This is a genomic window from Burkholderia sp. Tr-20355, assembly GCF_017104685.1.
GTDB classification, from domain to species: Bacteria; Pseudomonadota; Gammaproteobacteria; order Burkholderiales; family Burkholderiaceae; genus Burkholderia; species Burkholderia seminalis.
Window position 1 is genome coordinate 15621 of record NZ_JAAGPK010000090.1, and the last position, 19322, is coordinate 34942.

18 protein-coding genes are annotated in these 19322 nt (G+C 68.8%); 3 read left to right on the forward strand and 15 right to left on the reverse strand.

Features of this window, described 5'->3' with window-relative positions:
* The first annotated feature begins 20 nt into the window (after positions 1–20).
* Positions 21–848: a hypothetical protein gene (locus G3N62_RS21750; protein ID WP_034188370.1), complete on the forward strand. Its 828-nt coding sequence runs from the start codon at positions 21–23 to the stop codon at positions 846–848.
* 10 nt (positions 849–858) lie between these two features.
* Here the strand turns inward: G3N62_RS21750 and G3N62_RS21755 are convergent, their stop codons facing one another.
* The 6 genes from G3N62_RS21755 to G3N62_RS21780 form a co-directional block, all read right to left on the reverse strand.
* A complete protein-coding gene (locus G3N62_RS21755) occupies positions 859–1185 on the reverse strand; it encodes an antibiotic biosynthesis monooxygenase (RefSeq protein WP_034188371.1) in 327 nt (108 codons plus the stop codon).
* 76 nt (positions 1186–1261) lie between these two features.
* The gene (locus G3N62_RS21760) at positions 1262–2248 is read right to left on the reverse strand and encodes a flagellin N-methylase (RefSeq protein ID WP_124670824.1); all 987 of its coding nucleotides are present in this window, start codon (positions 2246–2248) and stop codon (positions 1262–1264) included.
* On the reverse strand, positions 2242–3054 hold the full coding sequence (locus G3N62_RS21765; protein WP_069704483.1) for a MetQ/NlpA family lipoprotein: 813 nt from the start codon (positions 3052–3054) through the stop codon (positions 2242–2244). The genes G3N62_RS21760 and G3N62_RS21765 overlap by 7 nt, the downstream gene beginning before the upstream one ends.
* Positions 3051–4100 (reverse strand): formylglycine-generating enzyme family protein, encoded by a 1050-nt coding sequence (locus G3N62_RS21770; protein ID WP_124670823.1) that lies wholly within the window; start codon positions 4098–4100, stop codon positions 3051–3053. The genes G3N62_RS21765 and G3N62_RS21770 overlap by 4 nt, the downstream gene beginning before the upstream one ends.
* 16 nt (positions 4101–4116) lie before the next feature.
* Positions 4117–6075 (reverse strand): arylsulfatase, encoded by a 1959-nt coding sequence (locus tag G3N62_RS21775; RefSeq protein WP_049031087.1) that lies wholly within the window; start codon positions 6073–6075, stop codon positions 4117–4119.
* A gap of 147 nt (positions 6076–6222) precedes the next feature.
* Positions 6223–7176, reverse strand: a complete 954-nt coding sequence (locus G3N62_RS21780; protein WP_059559717.1) for a LysR substrate-binding domain-containing protein — start codon at positions 7174–7176, stop codon at positions 6223–6225.
* Positions 7177–7303: 127 nt separating this feature from the next.
* On the opposite strand from G3N62_RS21780, the gene G3N62_RS21785 reads away from it, so the two are divergent.
* Positions 7304–8323 (forward strand): NAD(P)-dependent alcohol dehydrogenase, encoded by a 1020-nt coding sequence (locus G3N62_RS21785; RefSeq protein ID WP_124670822.1) that lies wholly within the window; start codon positions 7304–7306, stop codon positions 8321–8323.
* Positions 8324–8367: 44 nt separating this feature from the next.
* Here G3N62_RS21785 and G3N62_RS21790 read toward each other — a convergent pair whose 3' ends face one another.
* From G3N62_RS21790 to G3N62_RS21800, 3 genes are read right to left on the reverse strand one after another with little or no spacing between them, the layout of a single operon-like run.
* Positions 8368–9552, reverse strand: a complete 1185-nt coding sequence (locus tag G3N62_RS21790) for a porin (protein WP_124670089.1) — start codon at positions 9550–9552, stop codon at positions 8368–8370.
* 51 nt (positions 9553–9603) lie between these two features.
* Entirely contained in the window at positions 9604–10386 is a 783-nt protein-coding gene (locus tag G3N62_RS21795; protein WP_034188379.1) for an ABC transporter substrate-binding protein, read from the reverse strand.
* A gap of 46 nt (positions 10387–10432) precedes the next feature.
* Complete coding sequence (locus G3N62_RS21800; RefSeq protein WP_124670191.1) at positions 10433–11554, reverse strand: M20 aminoacylase family protein; 1122 nt, start codon at positions 11552–11554, stop codon at positions 10433–10435.
* A 184-nt stretch (positions 11555–11738) separates the two neighbouring features.
* On the opposite strand from G3N62_RS21800, the gene G3N62_RS21805 reads away from it, so the two are divergent.
* Complete coding sequence (locus G3N62_RS21805) at positions 11739–12698, forward strand: LysR substrate-binding domain-containing protein (RefSeq protein WP_124670090.1); 960 nt, start codon at positions 11739–11741, stop codon at positions 12696–12698.
* An 81-nt stretch (positions 12699–12779) separates the two neighbouring features.
* On the opposite strand, the gene G3N62_RS21810 is transcribed toward G3N62_RS21805, so the two are convergent.
* The 6 genes from G3N62_RS21810 to G3N62_RS21835 form a co-directional block, all read right to left on the reverse strand.
* Entirely contained in the window at positions 12780–15086 is a 2307-nt protein-coding gene (locus tag G3N62_RS21810) for a TonB-dependent receptor (protein WP_124670091.1), read from the reverse strand.
* Positions 15087–15278: 192 nt separating this feature from the next.
* Positions 15279–16496: an MFS transporter gene (locus G3N62_RS21815; RefSeq protein WP_124670093.1), complete on the reverse strand. Its 1218-nt coding sequence runs from the start codon at positions 16494–16496 to the stop codon at positions 15279–15281.
* Entirely contained in the window at positions 16493–17557 is a 1065-nt protein-coding gene (locus G3N62_RS21820; RefSeq protein ID WP_034188384.1) for an ABC transporter substrate-binding protein, read from the reverse strand. The genes G3N62_RS21815 and G3N62_RS21820 overlap by 4 nt, the downstream gene beginning before the upstream one ends.
* Before the next feature lie 34 nt (positions 17558–17591).
* On the reverse strand, positions 17592–18002 hold the full coding sequence (locus G3N62_RS21825; protein ID WP_034188385.1) for a biopolymer transporter ExbD: 411 nt from the start codon (positions 18000–18002) through the stop codon (positions 17592–17594).
* Positions 18002–18718 (reverse strand): MotA/TolQ/ExbB proton channel family protein, encoded by a 717-nt coding sequence (locus tag G3N62_RS21830; RefSeq protein ID WP_124670094.1) that lies wholly within the window; start codon positions 18716–18718, stop codon positions 18002–18004. Before G3N62_RS21830 ends, G3N62_RS21825 begins: the two co-directional genes overlap by 1 nt.
* A 41-nt stretch (positions 18719–18759) precedes the next feature.
* A complete protein-coding gene (locus G3N62_RS21835; RefSeq protein WP_346778206.1) occupies positions 18760–19047 on the reverse strand; it encodes an energy transducer TonB in 288 nt (95 codons plus the stop codon).
* Between the last annotated feature and the right edge of the window lie 275 nt (positions 19048–19322).

The following is a 19322-nucleotide window of genomic DNA, read 5'->3' on the forward strand; positions in this document are numbered from 1 at the left end:
CTGCACGACCAGAGGGCAACATGCCGATCCGCTCCGCCTCCACCCGCCTGAATCTCGCGCGCGCCGTGATCGTCGCGCTGTACGTCGCGTCGCTGCTGCTGCCCGTCGCGGCCGAACCGCCGAATGCCGCGGGCGCGGTGAGCTGGTGGCACGGGTACACGGTGCTCGCGCTCGGCGGGCTCGCGATCCTCGACCTGCAGTTCGCGTGGCTCGGCAATCCGCTGCTGATCGCCGCGCTGATCAGGCCGAACCGCACCGTGTCCGCGCTGCTCGCCGTGGTCGTGGTATTTGCGATCGGGTGGCACACGATCCCGACCGACGCGAACTACGAAAAGATCACCACGTTCGGTGCCGGGTACTACCTGTGGATCGTGGCGATGGCGGGCGGCGCCGCGCTGCCGTGGATCGACGGGCGCCAGCGGAAGGACGGCGCGGCGGCCATGGCGGCGGTCGCCGCCGCGCCGTCACCGGCCCGCCCGCCCGGCCGGAAAACGGGCTGGACCGTCACGGCGGCCGGCACGCGCATCGAAGCGACCGACCAGACCGGTGCAACGCGCGGGATCGCGCTGTCCGACCTCGGTGCGGTCGTGATCGAAACCAACGACCAGGGCCCGTTCGTGTCGGACGTCTGGTGGCTCCTGTTCGATACGCGCAAGCAGTTCGCGTGCGGATTTCCGCAGGATGCCGAAGGCGCGAAGGCGGCGGTCGACCGGCTGCTCGACCTGCCCGGCATCGATCACCGCAAGGTCGTCGACGCGCAGACGTCGATCCAGAACGCGACGTTCCCGATCTGGGAACGCACGGCGGGCGACCCGGCCACGCCGGGTGAAACCGGAGCGACCGCCTGAGCGGCGACGCTTACGCCGGTTGCCCCGCGTGCGGCTGCGTCAGCTTGCCGTCACCGTACTCGCGGAGCACCTTCGAAATCACGACGCGATAGCCGTCGAGCCAGCGAGCCTGCTTCGCTTTGGCTTCGAGGTGCGCGGGATGCTGCATCAACTGCTGCAGCGCCGCCTCCGATTCCCAGTAGTAGACGTTCTGGATCAACCCCGCTTCGGCGTTCTCCCACGTTTCCTCGCCGACATAGCCGGGCGTCGCGCGCGCCATGTCGGCGATCTGCCGGTCGAGCCGGTGGAATTCGTCGTCGTATCGCCCGGCACGGAAAATGAAGGTCGACGCGTACATGCACGCTCCATCGAGAACGGTTGAAAGAGCGCCAAGTGTACGGCACGCACGGCGTGCCGCGATCGTCATGCGGCGCTTACGCGGTGAGCGGGCCGGCGGTGAGCCGGTCGTCGAGCCATGCATCGATGCGCGGCGCGTCGTCACGCGCTCCGGCAGCAGGCGAAGGCATCGCGGCCAGCGCGTGTCGTGCGCGTTCAAGCGCCTGCGCGAAACCGCGCAACTCCTGCGTCGCGGGCCGGTCGTCGGCACGCCGGCGGACGAGCGCCGCCTCGATGTTGGCACCGATCAGTGCAAGCTGCGCGTCGATGAAGTCGGTGCACAGCGCGCGGCAATGCGCGGAAACCGCTGCGACGGCCAGCAGCACGGGCACGATCGACACGGTCAGGTAGCCGCCCGGCGCGAGCCGCGACAGCGCATGACGCACGTCCTGCCCGCCATCGCTCAACGCGGCGAACACGGCGTCGCGCCACACCGCGCGCTCGAACGCGAGCGCATCGCGATGTGCGTCGAGCGCCGCGCGATCCGCGACCTGCCCGGCCGTCACCAGCGGAATCGGGAATGCAGCGTCGACGGATGCCTGCGCGGCGCCCGCCTCGACGATGCAGTTCGCGCCCAGCCATGCCGCGTCGTCCCGCCGCGCGGCGAGCACGCGCGACTGCAACCGGTCCGGCAGCATCGGATCGAGCGGCACCGCGCTGCAGATCGACGGCTTGCTCGCCTGCACGCTGCAACGACCGTCGTCGGCCAGCGCCGCGCAACGGCCGAGCGACGGATAGTCGTAGCCCTGCAGCGTGACCGCGATCCATTCGCCGTTCACGCCGCCGATACGATGGAACAGCCGGTCGGCCAGCGCATCGGACGCCGCGACATCATCCGCATCGAGCACGTGCTCGCGCCCGCCCGCACGCCAGCGCTCGCCGATCCGCCGCTTCGGCACGCGACGGATCGTCAGCGCGCCGACGAAGCGATGACGATGCCGGAGCAGTTCGCGCAACGACAGCGCCGGCGCGCTGTTGCAGCAGCGTCCGCATGCGTGGCAGGCAAGCGAATAGGTCTCTACCACGGCCGCCGCACCGAATCCTGGTAGCGCGTGAGGATGAAGCGCGCGACGTCGTCCGAGTGATACGCGGCGACGAGCTGCGCGACCCACGGTTTCGCGCGATCGGCGTCGCGCACCGTCAGCACGTTCGCATACGGCGAGCGGGCGTCCTCGAGGCTGATGCTGTCGCGCGCGGGTTGCAGCCCGGCGCGGGCGGCGTCCTCGCTGTCGATCGCGACGAACGCGGCCGTATCGAGCGCCGCATACAGACGGTCGCGGCGCAGCGCGACGAGTTTCAGCCCGAGCCGGTTGCCGGTCACGTCGCGCAGCGTCGCGTGCAGGCCGGCCTGTTCGCGCAACGTCACCAGCGTGTCGTTCTGCAGCAGCACGAGCGCACGTGCCATCCCGCGCGGATCGGCGGGCAGCGCGACCGTCGCACCCGGTCGCAGTTCGTTCAGGCTTTTCAGCTTGCGCGAATAGAACGCCATCGGCAGCGTGACGGTCGGCGCGACTTCGGTCAGCGCGTAGCGCTTGCGCGCGCGCGTCGCCGCGAGCTGCTGCGCATCCTCGAAGCTGGCCGCGTCGATCCGGCCGTCGGCAAGCGCCGCGTCGATGCGCGACGCATCGTCGAATTCGACGACGTCGACACCCAGCCCGCGCGCGGCGGCGACCCGCTTCACTTCGTCCAGGATCTGCGCATGCACGCCGCGTGTGACGCCGACGCGTACCGCCGGCGCAGCGGTGTCGGCCGCCACTGCCGATCCCTGATGCGCGACACCCCACGCGGCCAGCAGCCATACGGCCACGCAGCGCACGAAACCCTTCGTCATGACGGGTCCCTCAGGATCGTGCGAAAGCCGATATGCGACGCCCCGAGATCGGCTTCCTGCTGTTCGCGCGACGACGCGCGATAACGCACGCAGTAATCGCGCGAGCACAGGAACGAGCCGCCCTTGATGACCATCGGCGTATCGTGCCGGCGCGTCGGCGGGGCGACGGCCGCCGTGTCGCCGTTCGTATGCGACTGGTGCGGGCCCGTGTACGCGTCCTTCGTCCATTCCCATGCGTTGCCGATCATGTCGTAGAGCCGGAACCCGTTCGCCGCGTAGCAGCCGACGGGCGCGAGCCCCGCATGCCCATCCTCGGCCGTGTCGAGCACCGGAAACGCGCCCTGCCAGTAATTCGCGGCCGGCTTGCCCCGCGCGTCGCGCGGCGCCGCATCGAGCGATGCGTCGTCGCGGCCGGCCTTGCCCGCGTATTCCCATTCCGCTTCGGTCGGCAAGTCGCGGCCGAGCCAGCGCGCATACGCGAGCGCGTCGCGCTGCGTGACGAGCGTGACGGGCAGGTTGCCGCGCCCGTCCACGTCGCTGCCGGGCCCGCGTGGATGGCGCCACGACGCGCCCTTCACCCACGACCACCACGCGAGGTCGCGCGCATTCATCTCGTCGCGCGTCGGCACATGAAACACCGCCGCGCCGCCCTGCTGCTCGGCTTCGGTCACGTAACCGGTCGCCTGCACGAACGCGGCGAACTGCGCGATCGTCACGTCGGTCTGGTCGATCCAGAAGCCGCCGACGCGCGTGCGGCCGTCGCCGACCGGACGCTCGTCCGCATAGCCGCGCGTGCTGCCGAACACGAACGCGCCGCCGCGCAGGTGCACCATCCCGGCCTGCGGATCGTCGCGCCACTTCGCCGGCAGCCCCGAATAGCGTTCGCATTGGTGTTCCGAACCGAGCGGCGCAAGCGCGCGGCCGCGATTCAGGTCGTCGAACGCGCCGCCTGCCGGCGCCGCCGAATTCGCATAGCCCACCGCGAACGCGGCGGCGAACAACGTGGCGGCAAGCGCCGCGCCGGTCGTCCAGAAGCGGAACCGCATCGTGTCGTCCCCGCGATCAGTAGTAGCCGCGCGGACGCAGCGGCTCGACGCCGCCGACGTTGCTCATGTAGGTCTTCCACTGGTCGACGAGCGTGCTGATCACCGACGGGTTCTGCGCGGACACGTCGGTCGTCTCGCCGCGATCCGACGCGAGGTCGTACAGCTGCCAGTGACCGTCGAGCGGCCCGAGCGGCGGCTCGGTCCACAGCGCCTTCCAGCGGCCGTCGGCGCTGCGCAGGTACGCGCGGCCGTACGCTTCGTCGCCGAACGGCGCGGTGTGCACCTCGCCCGTCGCCGAGCCCGTGAGCACCGGCAGCAGCGACTGGCCCGTGACCGGGTACACGTAGCGGTTGTTGTAGATCACCTTGCCCTTGTTCTGGTCGACGCCCGTCAGCGTGTTGACGAGCGGCGGCGCCGGCTGCGACGGCGGCGTGACGCCCGCGATCGCGAGGAACGTCGCCGTGTTGTCGGTCACGTGCGTGAACGCGCGCAGCGTCGGCAGTTGCTGCGACTGGCCCGGCAGGCGCACGATCGTCGGCGTCGACACGCCGCCTTCGGCCGAATAGCCCTTCGTGAGCCGGTACGGCGCCGCGCTCACTTCGGCCCAGCGCAGCCCGTACTGCAGGCGCTGCGCGTTCTGCTTGCCGTTGTCGGTGCCGAGCGCCGAATAGACCGGTTCCTGCGCGTTCGCGGTGTCGGTCGCCGTCGGGTCCGCGCCGCTGTCGATCGGCCAGCCTTCCGCGCCGTTGTCCGACTGGAACATGATGAACGTGTTGTCGTATTCGCCGATGTCCTTCAGGTGCTGGATCAGCAGGCCGATGTTGTAGTCGAGGTTCTCGACCATCCCCGCGTAGATCTCCATGTAGCGCGCCTGCGCCTTGCGCTCGGCCGGCGACAGGCTCGACCACAGCTTGTCGACCTTGCCGGGGCCGTAATCGCTGTAGCCGTCCGCGGCGGAATGCACGGCACTGATGTACTTCGCGTTCGCGGTGCCGTTGTTCGCGGTCGCGGGCGACGCGGCCGTCGTTTCGGGCAGGCCGTCGAACGGCTTGAAGTCGGCGGGAATCAGGCCGAGCGCCTTCTGCCGCGCGATCCGCGCGTTGCGGATCGCGTCGTAGCCGGCGTCGTACACGCCCGCATACTTGTGCAGCCAGGGTTCGGGCACCTGCAGCGGCCAGTGCGGCGAGGTGTAGGCCGCATACGCGAAGAACGGCTTGCCGTCGCGCTGGTTCGAATCGATGTACGAGATCAGCTTCTGCGTATAGAAGTCGGTCGAATAGAACACGGCCGGGCTGCCGCCCGTACCGCCCGGCTGCCCGGGCTGGCCCGGCTGCACGTAGCGGCCGTCTTCCGTGTAGTTCGACGAGCCGGCCGGCTCGTGCGCGAAGTGGTTCGTCGCCGCGCCGCCGAGCAGCACGTAGCTGCGCTCGAAGCCCCACTGGTCGGGCGTCTGCCCGCTGCCCGTCGCGCTGCCGACGATCCCCGAGCCGATGTGCCACTTGCCCGCGATATACGTGTGATAGCCGGCGTCCTTCAGCAGTTGCGCGAACGACAGCGCGCGGTCGTTCAGGTAGCCCTCGTAGCCGGGCAAGCCGCGCCGCTCGTCGGTCGGCACACCCATCGTGCCTTCGCCGACGAGATGGTGATCGGTGCCGGACACCAGCATCGCGCGCGTGATTGCGCAGACGGTGCCCGTGTGGTGATTCGACAGGATGCGGCCCGATGCGACGAGCGCGTCGAGGTTCGGCGTGTTGATCTCGCCGCCGAATGCATGGATGTCGGAATAGCCGAGGTCGTCGGCCATGATGTACAGGATGTTCGGGCGTTTCGCGGCCTGCGGCGGCGTCGTGTTGGCCTGCGGCGGCGGCGAATTGCTGTCGACGCCGCCGCACGAGGCGAGCGACACCGCGCCGGCAATCGCGGCACAGACGACACGGAAACGGAAAGCATGCAACGGCGACGCGGACTTTTTCATTATTGTTGACGCTCGATCTACGGGATCGGCGATCTTAGCCGCGCGCGCGCGGCGGCCAAAGTCGGATTCGTCACATGCTAACGGGATGCAGGAATATGCGATGCGCGCCGCCCGGCACGTATCGCGCCGCCCGGACGTGCGGGGCCGCTACGAAGCGTGGGCGCCGCGCTGCGGCACGCGCTCGCCATCGGCATCATCGGACGCCAGCATGCCCGGAATCTCGTCCATCAGCGCGTCGACGACCACCCGCACCTTCGACGGCACGTGGCGCGATGCCGGCCGCACCGCGTACACCTCGGCACCCGACACGCTGTCGCTGTCCATCACGAGCGCGAGACGGCCGTCACGGACATACGGCGCCATCAGCCAGCACGGCAACCACGCGAGGCCCGCCCCGGCGGCGGCGGCATCGGCGATCGCCAGCAGGTCGTCCAACCTCAGGCGGCCGGCCGGACGATGATCGTGCACGGCGCCGTCCGCGCCGATGACCCGCCACGGCGTCGGCTGCCCGCCGCGCGAATACGCGATGCCGACGTGCGACGCCAGTTCGTCGAGCCCCGACGGCCGCCCGTGCCGGCCGAGATACGCGGGCGATGCGCAAATGCCCATGCGCTGCACGCCCAGCTTCCGGCCGACGAGCGCGCTCGTGTCGGCCAGCGCGCCGATGCGCACCGCGATGTCGAAACCGTCGTTCACGAGGTCGGCCACGCGATCGCTGAACGACATGTCGATTTCGAGCCGCGCATGACGCTCGACGAGGCGCCGCACGACGGGCGCCACGCATTGCCGGCCGAACAGCACGGGCACGCTGATCCGCACGCGCCCGGCCGGCTCGCGGCGGCCCGCGTCGAGCGCGGCTTCCGTCTCGCCGAGTTCGGCCAGCAGCCGCCGGCACTGCTCGTAATAGACGAGCCCTTCGTCGGTCAACCCGATCTGGCGGGTCGTGCGCTGCAGGAGCCGCGCGCCGAGACGCTGCTCGAGCCGCGCGACGATCTTCGCGACGGCCGAGCGCGTCATGCCCAGGCGCAGCGCCGCCGCCGCGAAGCTGCCCGACTCCACGACGTCGACGAATTCGGCAACGCCCCTCAACCGCTCATCCATGCAAGTCCGCTCCGGTGGAATGACTGGTTTGTGTCCGTACTAGCGACAATCATTGGCCAAATTCTCGCCAATGCGTCCCCCAGCGCAACACTATGATAGTCCGGACTATCTCTGAACAGGAGCGAACATGCATGCATGGCAAATCAAACCGGGCGACGGCATTGCCGGGCTCCGGCGCATCGACGCGACGCAGCGCCCGGTCGGGGCGACCGACGTCGTCGTGAAGATCCACTCGGCCTCGCTGAACTATCGCGACCTGATGTTCGCGCGCGGCGACTATCTCGGCATCGGCACGGAAGCACTGATCCCGGTCGCGGACGGCGCCGGCGAAGTCGTCGAAATCGGCCGAGACGTCACGCGGTTCAAGCCGGGTGACCGCGTGATCAACACGTATTTCCCGCACTGGATCGACGGGCCGGTCACGCCGCAGAAAGTCTCGGGATCGGCCGGTTCCCATTTCGACGGCGTGCTCGCCGAACGCTTCGTGTCCGACGAAGCCGCGCTGGTCGCCATCCCGCCTCATCTCGACTACGACGAAGCCGCGACGCTGTCGTGCGCGGGCATCACCGCGTGGAACGCATTGTTCGTCGACGGCGGACTGGCGCCGGGCGCGACCGTCGCGCTGCTCGGCACGGGCGGCGTGTCGATCATCGCGCTGCAGCTCGCGCATGCGGCCGGGCTGCGCACGATCGTGACCTCGTCGAGCGACGCGAAACTCGAACGCGCCCGCGCACTCGGTGCGGACGCAACGATCAACTATCGCGCCACGCCCGAGTGGCAACACGAGGTGCTGCGGCTCACCGACGGCGCGGGCGCGGATCTGGTCGTCGAAGTCGGCGGCCGCGATACGCTGCCGCGCTCGGTGGCGGCGGCGAAGATGGGCGGCATCGTGTCGGTGATCGGCGGCCTCAGCAGCTTCGGCGGGCCCGAACTCGGGCTGCTGTCGCTGATCGGCGGCGTCCGGCGACTGCACGGGTTCATGGTCGGCAGCCGCGCGATGCTCGACGACGTCGTGCGGCTCGTCGATGCGAAGCGCATCAAGCCGGTGGTCGATCGCGTGTTCGGCTTCGACGAAGCGCCGCAGGCGTATGCGTACCTGCAGTCGGGGCAGCATTTCGGGAAAGTCGTGATCCGCGTCGCGTCGTAAGCAACGCAGGCGGCGGGCGGCCGCCTGCGTTCCCGCCCGTTCCGTCAGAACTTGTGACGGATCCCCGCATGCACCATCAACTGTTTTCCGTTCGACGACAGATCGGCCGCGCCGGGGATATACGCATGATCCAGCGACGAACCGGTCGCATCGCCGGCAACCCGCTGGTACGCGCCCGTCAGGTACACGTCCGTGCGTTTCGACAGGCTGTAGTCGGCCATCAGCCCGAACGAATGGATTTTCGGTTTCGCGGTGCCGGTGGTCGCGTCGTAGCGGACCGTCGTGTACACGTATTGCGCGCCGACGAACAACGCCGGCGTGAACTGGTACTTGCCGTTGATCTCGAAGTTCTGATACTTGATCGACGTCACCGTGCCGCCCGCGAGCGGCCCGGTCGACGGCTCGATCGTCTCGTCGCCGAACAGGTAGCCGACGTTCGCGGTCGGTCGAGTGACGTTGCTGTTCGTGTATGCGAATCCGATCGTCGCGGGCCCTGCCGTGTAGTTGACGCCCGCGCCGAAGATCCGCAGCCGCGCCGACACGAAGTTCGCATCCGCGCCGACCGCCCCGGAGCCCGCGATCGCGCCACCCGACGTCGCGCCCGGGTTGTCCGCGTTCAGGAAGGCCGCGCCGACGAGCAACCCGCCCTGCTCGTACTGCGCGCCGACGCTCCACTGCCTGTTGTTCGCGAAGCCCGGGTCGTTGCTGAAGCTGTACGTGCCGCCGAACGAGAAGCCGGAGAAGTCCGGGCTCGCATACTTCACGGTGTTGTTCGTGCGGAACGTGTTGCCGGTGTTGTCGTTGTCGAGCGGATGCGAGAACGGATAAACGCCCCAACTGCCGTTCGCGGTCGTCGGCGCGAGATAGTCGACGACCGAGTCGTACTGCCGGCCGAGCGTCAGCGTGCCGAAACGCGTGCTGCCGAGCCCGACGTAGGCCTGGCGCCCGAACAGGCGGCCGCCCTGCGCCAGCGTGCCGCTGTTCACGTTGAAGCCGTTCTCGATCTGGAACAGCGCGCTGTAGCCGCCGCCCAGATCCTCCGTCCCCTTCATCCCCCAGCGGCTGCCCTGCGCGAAGCCGCTCGCCATCTGCCACGCGCCATGGCCGCCGACGTTGTTCGTATAGTCGATGCCTGCATCGACGAGGCCATACAGCGTCACGCTGCCTTGCGCAAATGCGGGCGCCGCGCACAGCGCCGGCAGCGCAACAACAATCGATCTCCAGTTCATTCGTAATCCTTATTGATATTTTTCGAATGCGTCATTTCGGTACGCCGCTGCTTACTTCGCGCCGTGGATGTCGAAGTCGAAATACTTCCGGTTGATCTTCCCGTACGTGCCGTTCGCGAGAATCGTCGCGAGTGCGCGATTGAACGCGTCGCGCAGGTCGTTGTCCTGCTTGCGCAAGCCAAGGCCGTCGCCCTGCCCGAAGTACTTCACGTCGTCGATCGGCGCGCCGGCGAACATGAAATCCTTGCCCTGCGGCTTCTTCAGAAACCCGTCGCTGGCCGCGATCGACGCCTGGAACGCCGCGTCGAGCCGCCCGGTTACCAGGTCGGCATACACCTGGTCCTGGTTCGGGTACGACACGATCTGCACGCCCGCGGGCTGCCAGTTCGCGACCGCATAGTCGGCCTGCGCGGAACCCTGCTCGACGCCGACGCGCTTGCCCTTCAGCGATTCGGCCGTCGGCAGCAGCGGCGAGCCCTTGCGCGCGATCAGCCGCGCCGGCGCGTTCGAGATGCGGTTCGTGAACGCGATCTGCTGCATCCGCTTCGGCGTGATCGTCATCGACGACGCGATCACGTCGAACTTGCGCGCGAGCAGCCCCGGAATCATCCCGTCGAAGCTCGACTCGACCCACACGCAGCGCGCATGCAGTTCCGCGCACAACGCGTTCGTGATGTCGATCCCGAAGCCGGTCAGCGTGCCGTCCGGCAGCTTGTATTCGAGCGGCGGGTAAGTCGGATCGACCGCGAGCCGAATCTCCCTGCCCGTCCAGTCGCCGGCATGCGCCGCGCCTGCCGCCAGCGCGACCGTGAGTACCGCCATCCACTGTTTCATTGCCTGTCTCCTTGTGTGAATCGTGAATCGAAATCGTGCGGCCGCGTCATCCGAGATATCGCTCGGCGAGTGCGATCCAGTAGCTCGCGCCCGTCGCGAGGCAGGCATCGTTGAAGTCGTAGCCCGGGTGATGCAGCCCGCATCCGGACGCCCCGTCGCCATTGCCGATCGACAGGTAGCTGCCGGCGCATTCCTCCAGCATGAATGCGAAATCCTCGCTCGCCGCGATCGGCCGCAGATGCGGAATCAGCGCCGCATCGCCGCCCCATTCGCGCGCCACCTCGCGCGCGAAGGCCGTCTGCGCCGCGTGATTGACGAGCACCGGATAGTCGTGCCGGTAGTCGATCTCGGCCGTCGCGCCATAGCTCGCGGCCTGTCCGTGCACGATCTCGAGGATGCGCCGCTCCAGCAGCGCACGTACGTCCGGCGACAACGCACGCACGCTGAGCGTCAGGTCCGCGTGGGACGGAATCACGTTCGATGCGGTTCCCGCGTGGATCGAGCCGGCCGAAACGATCGCCAGCTCCTGCGGATTCACGTTGCGCGACACGACCGTCTGCAACGCCATCACGATCGACGCGCACACGACCACCGGGTCGATCGTCGTATGCGGCGCGGCGCCGTGCCCGCCGCGCCCGATCACACGCACGCGCACCTCGTCGGCCGACGCCATCGCCGGGCCGTCGCAGAAACCGAGCACACCGGCCGGCAAGCCCGGCACGTTGTGCATCGCGAACACGGCGTCGCACGGAAATCGTACGAACAGTCCGTCGTCGATCATCCGCCTCGCGCCGCCGAGCCCTTCCTCGGCCGGCTGGAAAATCAGGTTCAGCGTGCCGGCGAAGCGCGCCCGCCCGGCAAGACAGCGGGCCGCCGCGAGCAGCATCGCCGTATGGCCGTCGTGGCCGCACGCGTGCATCACGCCGTCATGCCGGCTCGCATGCGGCAGCCCGGTCGTTTCGCGGATCGGCAGCGCATCCATGTCCGCGCGCAACCCGAGCCGTTTCCCGGGGCCGCGCGTCAGCGTGCCGACCACGCCGGTGCCGCCGAGTCCGCGCGTGACCTGATAACCCCATGTTGTCAGGCAATCGGCGACGATGGCGCTCGTCGCATGCTCGTCGAAGCCGAGCTCAGGATGCGCATGCAGCCTGCGCCGCAGCGCGATCATCTCCGCCTCGATCGCCGATATTTCCGGATGGATATGGTTCCGTTCCAACCCCGATTCCCCCTGACACGTTCCGGTTGCCGATCGCCCGAATGATCGATCGTGACCGGATCGTATGCAGCGAAAATCCAGGCGAACAGCCGCGGTTTCGTTATGATGACAACCTTTCGTTGTCGGGTATCGTGTCATGAGCACCATCAAGCTGCATCAGTTGCAGGCACTCGTCGCGAGCGCGGAGGCCGGCAGCATCCGTGGTGCGGCACGCGCGCTCGGGCTGTCGCAAGCGGCCGTCACGCGTGCGCTGCGCGAGCTGGAAGCGAGCGAGCGCCTGCCGCTGCTCGTGCGTGCGCCGGAAGGCATCGGCTTCACCGACTACGGGAAAACGCTGCTCACGCATGCGAAGCTCGTGCTGAAGCAGCTCGAGCATGCGCGGAGCGATCTCGAGCGCATGCGCGGCCGCGTCGAGGGCCGGCTGAGCATCGGCGTCACGCCATGGCTCACGGTGACCTTCCTCGCGGAAACGGTGCTGCGTTTTCGCGAGCGGATGCCCGACGTGCGACTCGAACTCTACGAAGCGCTGATGGCCGTTGCGCAACCGCTGTTGCGCGACGGCAGCATGGACTTCGCGCTCGGACACGTGCAACCGGGCGGCACGCAGGAATTCGGGTTCGAGCCGATGTTGCGCTACGACACGGCGGTCATGGTGCGCGCCGGCCATCCGCGCGAACGCGCACGGTCGATCCACGATCTGCTCGACCACGACTGGGTGCTGAATTTCGCGGCCGACGGGCAGGCCGCGCTCGTCGACTACCTGTTCACGCGCCACGGCGCGCGGATCGACGAGCGGCGCATCGTGCGCGCGCAGTCGGTCGCGATGCTGCAGACGATGCTCGAACAGGCCGACATGTGCACGTGGTGCCCGACGATCCTCGCGGCGGTACCACCGTTCGGCGGACGGATGCGGCCGTTGACGCTGACGGAAACGTTCGAGCCGCGCGACCTCGGGATCGTCACGCGCCGCAGCAGCACGCTGAGCGATGCCGCACGCTGCTTCATCGAATGCCTGCTGTACGTGATCCGCCGGCACGCGCGCTCGGCGCGCAAGGAGGATCTCGCGCTGTTCAGGACGGTATCGCTGCTGATCTGACGGCGTGCGCCGTCGCGGCAGACCCCGCGACCTGCCGCGGCCCGGCGCGCCACGCGCCAGCACCGCGGCATGCGCCACCCGTCAGATCTTCGCGGTCAGCGTGATTCCGACCGTGCGCGGATCACCGTACAGCACCGGATAGGCACCATATGACGGCAACAGCTCGAGCTTCTTGTAGACCTTGTTCGTCAGGTTCGTCACGTAGCCCGTCACGATGTACTTCTGGTTCGGCGTCGTGTACGACACGTGCGCGTTCAGCACCGTGTAACCGCCCTGCCACAGTTGCGGCATCGTCTGCCGCGTCGCGCTGAAATACTCGCGGCTGCGGTAGTTCACGTCGCCGCCCGCCGTCAGCGTGCCGAACGGAACCGGCACGCGATAGTCGAAGCCCGCGTTCAGCGTCGTATGCGGTGAACGCGCGAACGAATTGCCGACGGCCGTCGGCACGTAGCGGAATTCCGTGTAGCGCGTGTTCAGCATCCCGAGGTTCGCGAACAGGTACAGGCTGTTGACCGGCTGCGCCTTCAGCTCCAGCTCGAAGCCGTCCGCGCGCCCCTGCCCCGCGTTCGACAGCGTCGACACCGGCGGCCCGCCGAACGGGTTCGGTGCGAGCGCGAATACCTGGATGTCGCGATAGTCGTAATGAAACACGCTCGCGTTGACGATCAGCCGCTTGTCGAACCACTCGCTCTTGATGCCGACCTCGTAATCGGTCAGGTACTCGGGCGATACGGTCGACACGGTGCTCTGCGTATAGGCGTTGCCGTTGTAGCCGCCCGAACGGAAGCCGCGTGCGTAGCGGAAATACGCGCGCACGTTGTTGCTGAGCGCATATTCGGGCGTCAGGTCCCAGGTCGGTGCGCGCCACGTGTTGGTCTGGTTCTGCTGCGCGCTGACCGCGAGCGGCGACGACACCGACGAAGGCGACCACCAGCTGTTCGGATCGCTGAACGTCACGTTACCGGTACCCTGCAGCCCCGTCAGGTTGATGGTCTTGCGCTCGACCGTGTAGCGCAGCCCGCCCGTCACGTTGAAGCGGTCGGTGAAGCGGTACTTGATGCTGCCGAAGATCGCCGCGCTCTGCGTGTGCTGCGAGAGATCGGTCAGGTGGTAGTACGCCGGCGACGGCGAACTGCTCGGGCTGCCGCCCGCGCCTTGCTCGGCGAGCTGCTCGGTGAACAGGTGCGTGCCGACCAGCCAGCTCAGCCGGTCGCCCTGCGGCGATTCGAGCCGGAATTCCTGCGAGAACTGGCGGCTCGACAGGCGGTCGTGCGAGCGCGCCGCGTCGAACGCCGAATAATCCTCGTCGTCCTGGTACCAGCGGTGCAGCCCCTCGAACGCGGTGATCGACGTCAGCGTCACGGCCGGGTTGATGCGCCAGTGCGCGGTGAGCGACGTGCCCCAGGTCGAGATGTGATCGCTCGACGGCGCATTGAGCGACACCGTGTACGGATCGGCGGAGCCGACGAAGCCGAACTGGTTCGTGCCGCGCGGCCCCGCGCCTTCCGCGTGCCACGCATTGCCCCCGCCCGTATAGTTTCGGCCGTGGATGTTGAACAGGAAGTCGGTGTCCGACGTCGGCACGGCCAGCACCTGGAAGCGCACCGCATTGTCGTGGAAGCCGCCGAAGCGCCCCTGCTGAACGGTGTTCGTGTAGAAGCTGTCGGCATTCTCGTGATACACCGACACACGCGCGGCCAGCACGTCGTTCTTGCCGATCGGCCCGCCGATCGCGGCCTCCGCGAGCCGGCTGTTGTACTGGCCGATCCCGAGCTTGCCATAGCCGCTCACATCGAAGGTCGGCTTCTGCGACGTGATGCTGAGCGCACCGCCCACGGTGTTCTTGCCCCACAGCGTGCCCTGGGGCCCGCGCAGCACCTCGATGCGATCGAGGTCGAACAGCGGAAAACCCTGCCCGAACACGCTGTTGATGTACACGTCGTCGAAGTACACGCCGATCGGGCTCAACGACAGGTCCGACGGATCGTTGCTGCCGACCCCGCGCAGGAACCAGCGCGGCCGCTCGCGGCCCTCGGTCGATTGCCCGGTGAAGTTCGGCACGTACTTCGTCACGTCGTTGATCACGCGCAGTTCGTTGTTCTTGATCGCATCGCCGCTCAGCGCACTCACCGCGACCGGCACGTCCTGGATGCTTTCCTTGCGCCGGCGCGCCGTCACAGTTACCGTGCCGAGGTTCGTTTCTCGTGCGGCCGTGCCACGGCTCGCACGCGCCGGCTTCGGCGCGGTCGCGTCGTCCGGTGCCTGTTGCGCCGGCTGCGCGTCCGGCGTCCCCGCCGCCGCGCCATCCTCTGCCCACGCCGGCAACGATACGGCGCCGCCCGTCAGCAGTCCCCCCAGCGCGGTGACGATTAGTTTTTTCCTGAACATCGATGAGTCATCCTGTTTGATCGGTTGAACGCATGTGCGCGCTACGCACGGGTTCTCTAATGCAATTCGGATGCCAGCATCGACAGGCCCGTCGCACGGGGCTTCCGGCGCGCGCATGGTGCCGGTGTTGCTGCATGCGCATCTGTGGAGGAAAGCAAACTGCTTGTCACGCAACACCGGCGACGACGATCTTCAGGACAACTTTTCAGGCAGCGGCCGCATCGCGTCGCGCCGCCCATCGGCGAAGCGCAACGCGAACGCAACCAGCACGACGACGGGCAGCCAGCACAGAAACACGGCCCGCAACCCGACGACCGGCACGAGCGCACTGCCGGCCAACGGGCCGCAGAACGCCCCCGTCATCGACGCGAGGTTGTAGAGGCTGGCCACCCGGCTCTTGTCGGCCGGGTGGCGGCCGAGATGCTGCATGTTGACGAGATGCACCAGCGACGACCCGGCGCACAACGCGGCGAGCCCCGCGCCGACGATCCACACGTCGTGCGCGAGGCCGAACGCGAGCAGCCCGGCCACGCCGCCTGCGAGGCCAAGGGCATGGCAGCGGCGCTCCGTCATCCGCTGCGCGACATGCCCCAGCCCGAACAGCGCGATCACCGCGACGACGCCCTGCAGGGTCAGCAGCGCGACGGCGCCCGACTGCGGCAACTTCAGATACTGGATGGCGAGCACGACCGTATAGGTGCCGACGAGCGAGCGCGTCGCGCTGTTCACCGCTTCCAGCGCAAGTTGCTCGCGCACGTCGCGGCTCCACGCAAGCGCGAGCAACGCACGCAGGCCACCGGCGTCGGGTTGCGCACCGCGCGCCGGCGGCTCCGCGTCGCCGAGCAGCAGGCGGCTGAACCAGGCCATGCCCGCGAAGCTCGCCGACGCCGCGCAGAAGGTCGCGACCGCGCCATGCGCCCCGATCAGCCAGCTTGCGAGCCAGGGCCCCGCCATGCCCGTTCCGACCGTCATGGCCGCGCGATACCAGCCCGCGCGGGCGAGGCCGATCCGTGCGAGACGCGCGAGGAACACGCCGTTGATCGACACGATCCGGAACGGGATGCACAGTCCGATCAGCGCCTGCGTGAGCGCGATCAGTGGCCACGCGCCGGTAAACGGCACGACGAGATTGAGCAGCATCGGCCCCATGCTCGCGGCGAAGTACACGCGCCGCGCGCCGTAGCGCGCGACCAGCAGCCCGGCCGGCAGCGTCATCAGCGCGATGCCGAGCGGTTCCATCGCGGCGATGATGCCGAGCCGCGCGCTGTCGACGCCGAGCGCGAGCGCATACAGCGTCGTCGCGAGCTGCGCCATGCTGATCGTCGTGCCGCTCGCGAGCGCCAGCAGCATGAAGCCGCCGGTGAAGCGCTCGCGCCGCCATGCGTCGGCGACGCGTGCCGTCGCGCTCACCGCGACAAAGTCGCGATGCCGTCGAGCGCACGCCGGTCGATCCACGCGCGCACGTCGAAGTCGGCGGGCAGGAACCGCCACGCCACCAGGAAGCGCTTGAAATCGTCCAGCGCGGCGATCGACGCTTCGTCGAGATCGGTGCGCAACCGCCGGTGCACGTCGGCGCCGTACGCCAGCCGCAGCCAGTCATGGCCCGAGCCCGTCTCACGGCCGAGATAGCCGAGCACTTCGTGTTCGTGCTCGCGCGCCCAGCCTTCGACATCGGTCACGCGCGCGAGGAAGCGGCTGACGATGCCGGGATGGCGCTCGAGCGTCGCCGCATTGACGGTCAGCGGACGCGGCGAGCCGTTGTTGATGCGGATCTGCGGATCGGGATGAAAGCCGATGTCGACGACCGTCCGCGCGCCGATCAGGTGCGCGGTCTCCAGCCCGAGCGAGCCCTTCACGTAGATCGCATCGACATCGCCGCGCACGAGCGCGGCCGCTTCGGCCGCATAGAGCCGCCGGCTCGACAGGCTCGCGGGGTGGCTGAATGCCGCGTCGCGGGTCGCGGGCGTCGACACGGGCGCGCGCAGGTTCGACGCCGGCACGTCGACCCATTCGACGTCGCCGGGGCCGAGCCCGTCGAGCGACAGCGCGCTGACGAAGCCGCGCAGCGCCGCCGCGCGAAAGATGTCGATGCGCTCGCCGTCGCGACGCGGCAAGCCGATGCGGCGCCCGCGCAGGTCCTTCGGTCGCGTGAGGCCGGCTTCCGGCAACGCGACGATCGCCTGCGCCTCGTCGACCCAGGTCAGCGCGACCACGCGCGTATCGGCGCCGGCCGCGCGTGCCCACAGCGCGGGAATGCTGCCGCCCTGCCGGAACGCGTTGTCGAGCGAATGATCGACGTGCGCGTGATGCAGCGCCGCGTGCTGGCTTTCCTGCAGCGCGCGCACGGTGATGCCGTCGCCGGCGAATTCGCTGTCGAGCCAGCCGAGATGCGCGGCGATGCCGAGCGGCGTCGGCACCGGACAGCGCGTGTACCAGATCGATTGAACGTTGTGTGAAGCCGTGGTGCTCATGGATGCATTCGCAAAGGAAGTCGTGAAGAGCGCGTCAGCCGCGCGGCGCGGTCAGCACCGACAGCCGCGTGATGCCCGCATGCTCGATCGCGGCCATCAGCTTCGCGACGGTGCCGTACGGCACGTGCTCGTCCGCCTGCAGGTCGAGCGCGACGTCGGGCCGGCCCGCCTTCAGCGCGGCCAGCTCGGCCGGTACCGCGGCGAGCGCGACCGCACGCTTGTCGAGATACACGACGCCCTTGGCGTCGACGCTCACGGTGACGTTCGGCTTGCGGTCGGCCAGCGCGGTGGCGACTGTGTTCGGGAGATTCACGTGCACCGCGTTGTTGAGCAGCGGCGCGGTGACGATGAAGGCGACGAGCAGCACGAGCATCACGTCGACGAGCGGCGTGATGTTGATTTCGCTGAGCACGTCGTCGTTGTCGGAGGAGGACGAGAAGGCCATTATGCGAACGCCTCCTGACGGGTATCGCCGGCACGGCGCGCCGGCGCGGCCGCGGGTACCGTCGCCGGCACGCGGAAGCCGGCCTTCTGCGCGAGCGTCACGAAGTCGGTTGCGAACGCATCGAGGTCGGCCGATGCGGCCTTCACGCGGCGCACGAAGAAGTTGTAGGCGAGCACGGCGGGCACCGCGACCGCGATGCCGATCCCGGTCGCGACGAGCGCCTCGCCGATCGGCCCGGCGACCACGTCGATGCTCGCCGATGCGCTGTGCGTGATCGCGGTTAGCGCGTGGATGATGCCGAACACGGTGCCGAACAGGCCGACGAACGGCGCGGTGCTGCCGATCGACGCGAGTACCGCGAGCCCTGCTTCCTCGCGCCGGCGCGCATTGTGGATCTGCTGCCGCAGATGGCGTTCGAGCAGGTCGTGGCGGCTCCAGCTGTGTTCCAGATCGTGTGCGCTGCTCTCGTCGGCACGCCGCAGCGCGTCGAAGCCCGTCGCGGCGAGTTCGCCGACCGGGCTGTTCGCGCTGTCGAGCGCGGCCGCGTCGTGAAAGCTGTTCGCGGCCCAGAATGCGCTGACATAACGCCGGTTGCGCGCGCTCGACCGCAGGCTCTGGATCGCCTTCACGACGATCAACGTCCACGTGACGACGGAGAAGACGATGAGCAGCCAGAGCGCGCCCTGGACGATGAAGGTGGTCGGGATACCGTTCATGATGTGAGTTCCTTGAAAAATATGGCGAGCCGCCCGTCGGGTCAGCCCAGCTTGAAATCGATCGGCACGTTGACCCAGCCGTCGACCGCTTCGTCGCCGCGCTTCGCGGGCACGAACGTCCAGCGCTTCACGGCGGCCACCGCCGCGTTGTCGAGCACGCGGCGGCCGCTGCTCGTGCGGACCTCGACGGAATCGGGCGTGCCGCTCGCGAGCACGTGCACGCGCAGCACGACGCGCCCTTCCCAGCCCTGGTCCTGCGCGAACGCCGGATAGTCGGGCGCCGGGTTGCGCAGGTACGCCGCGTCGCCGATCGGCGCGGTTTCACGCACGGGTGCGGCGGGTGCGGGTGCCGGCGCCGGGGTTGCGACGGCCAGTGCCGTTGGCGCGGGCACAGGTGCAGCTTCGCGCGCCGCCTGCGGCACGGTGGACGGTGCCGCTGCCGGATGCGGAACGGCCGCGCGGGTATCTGCGGCTTCGGCGGCGTCGGCGCCTGCTTCAGCGGTTTCGGCGGCACGATCGGCGGCGGATGCGCGGCCTGCGGCAGCGGTTCGGGCGGCCGCGTCAGTTCCACCGTCATCGGCAGCGGCCGCGGCGGTTGCACCGG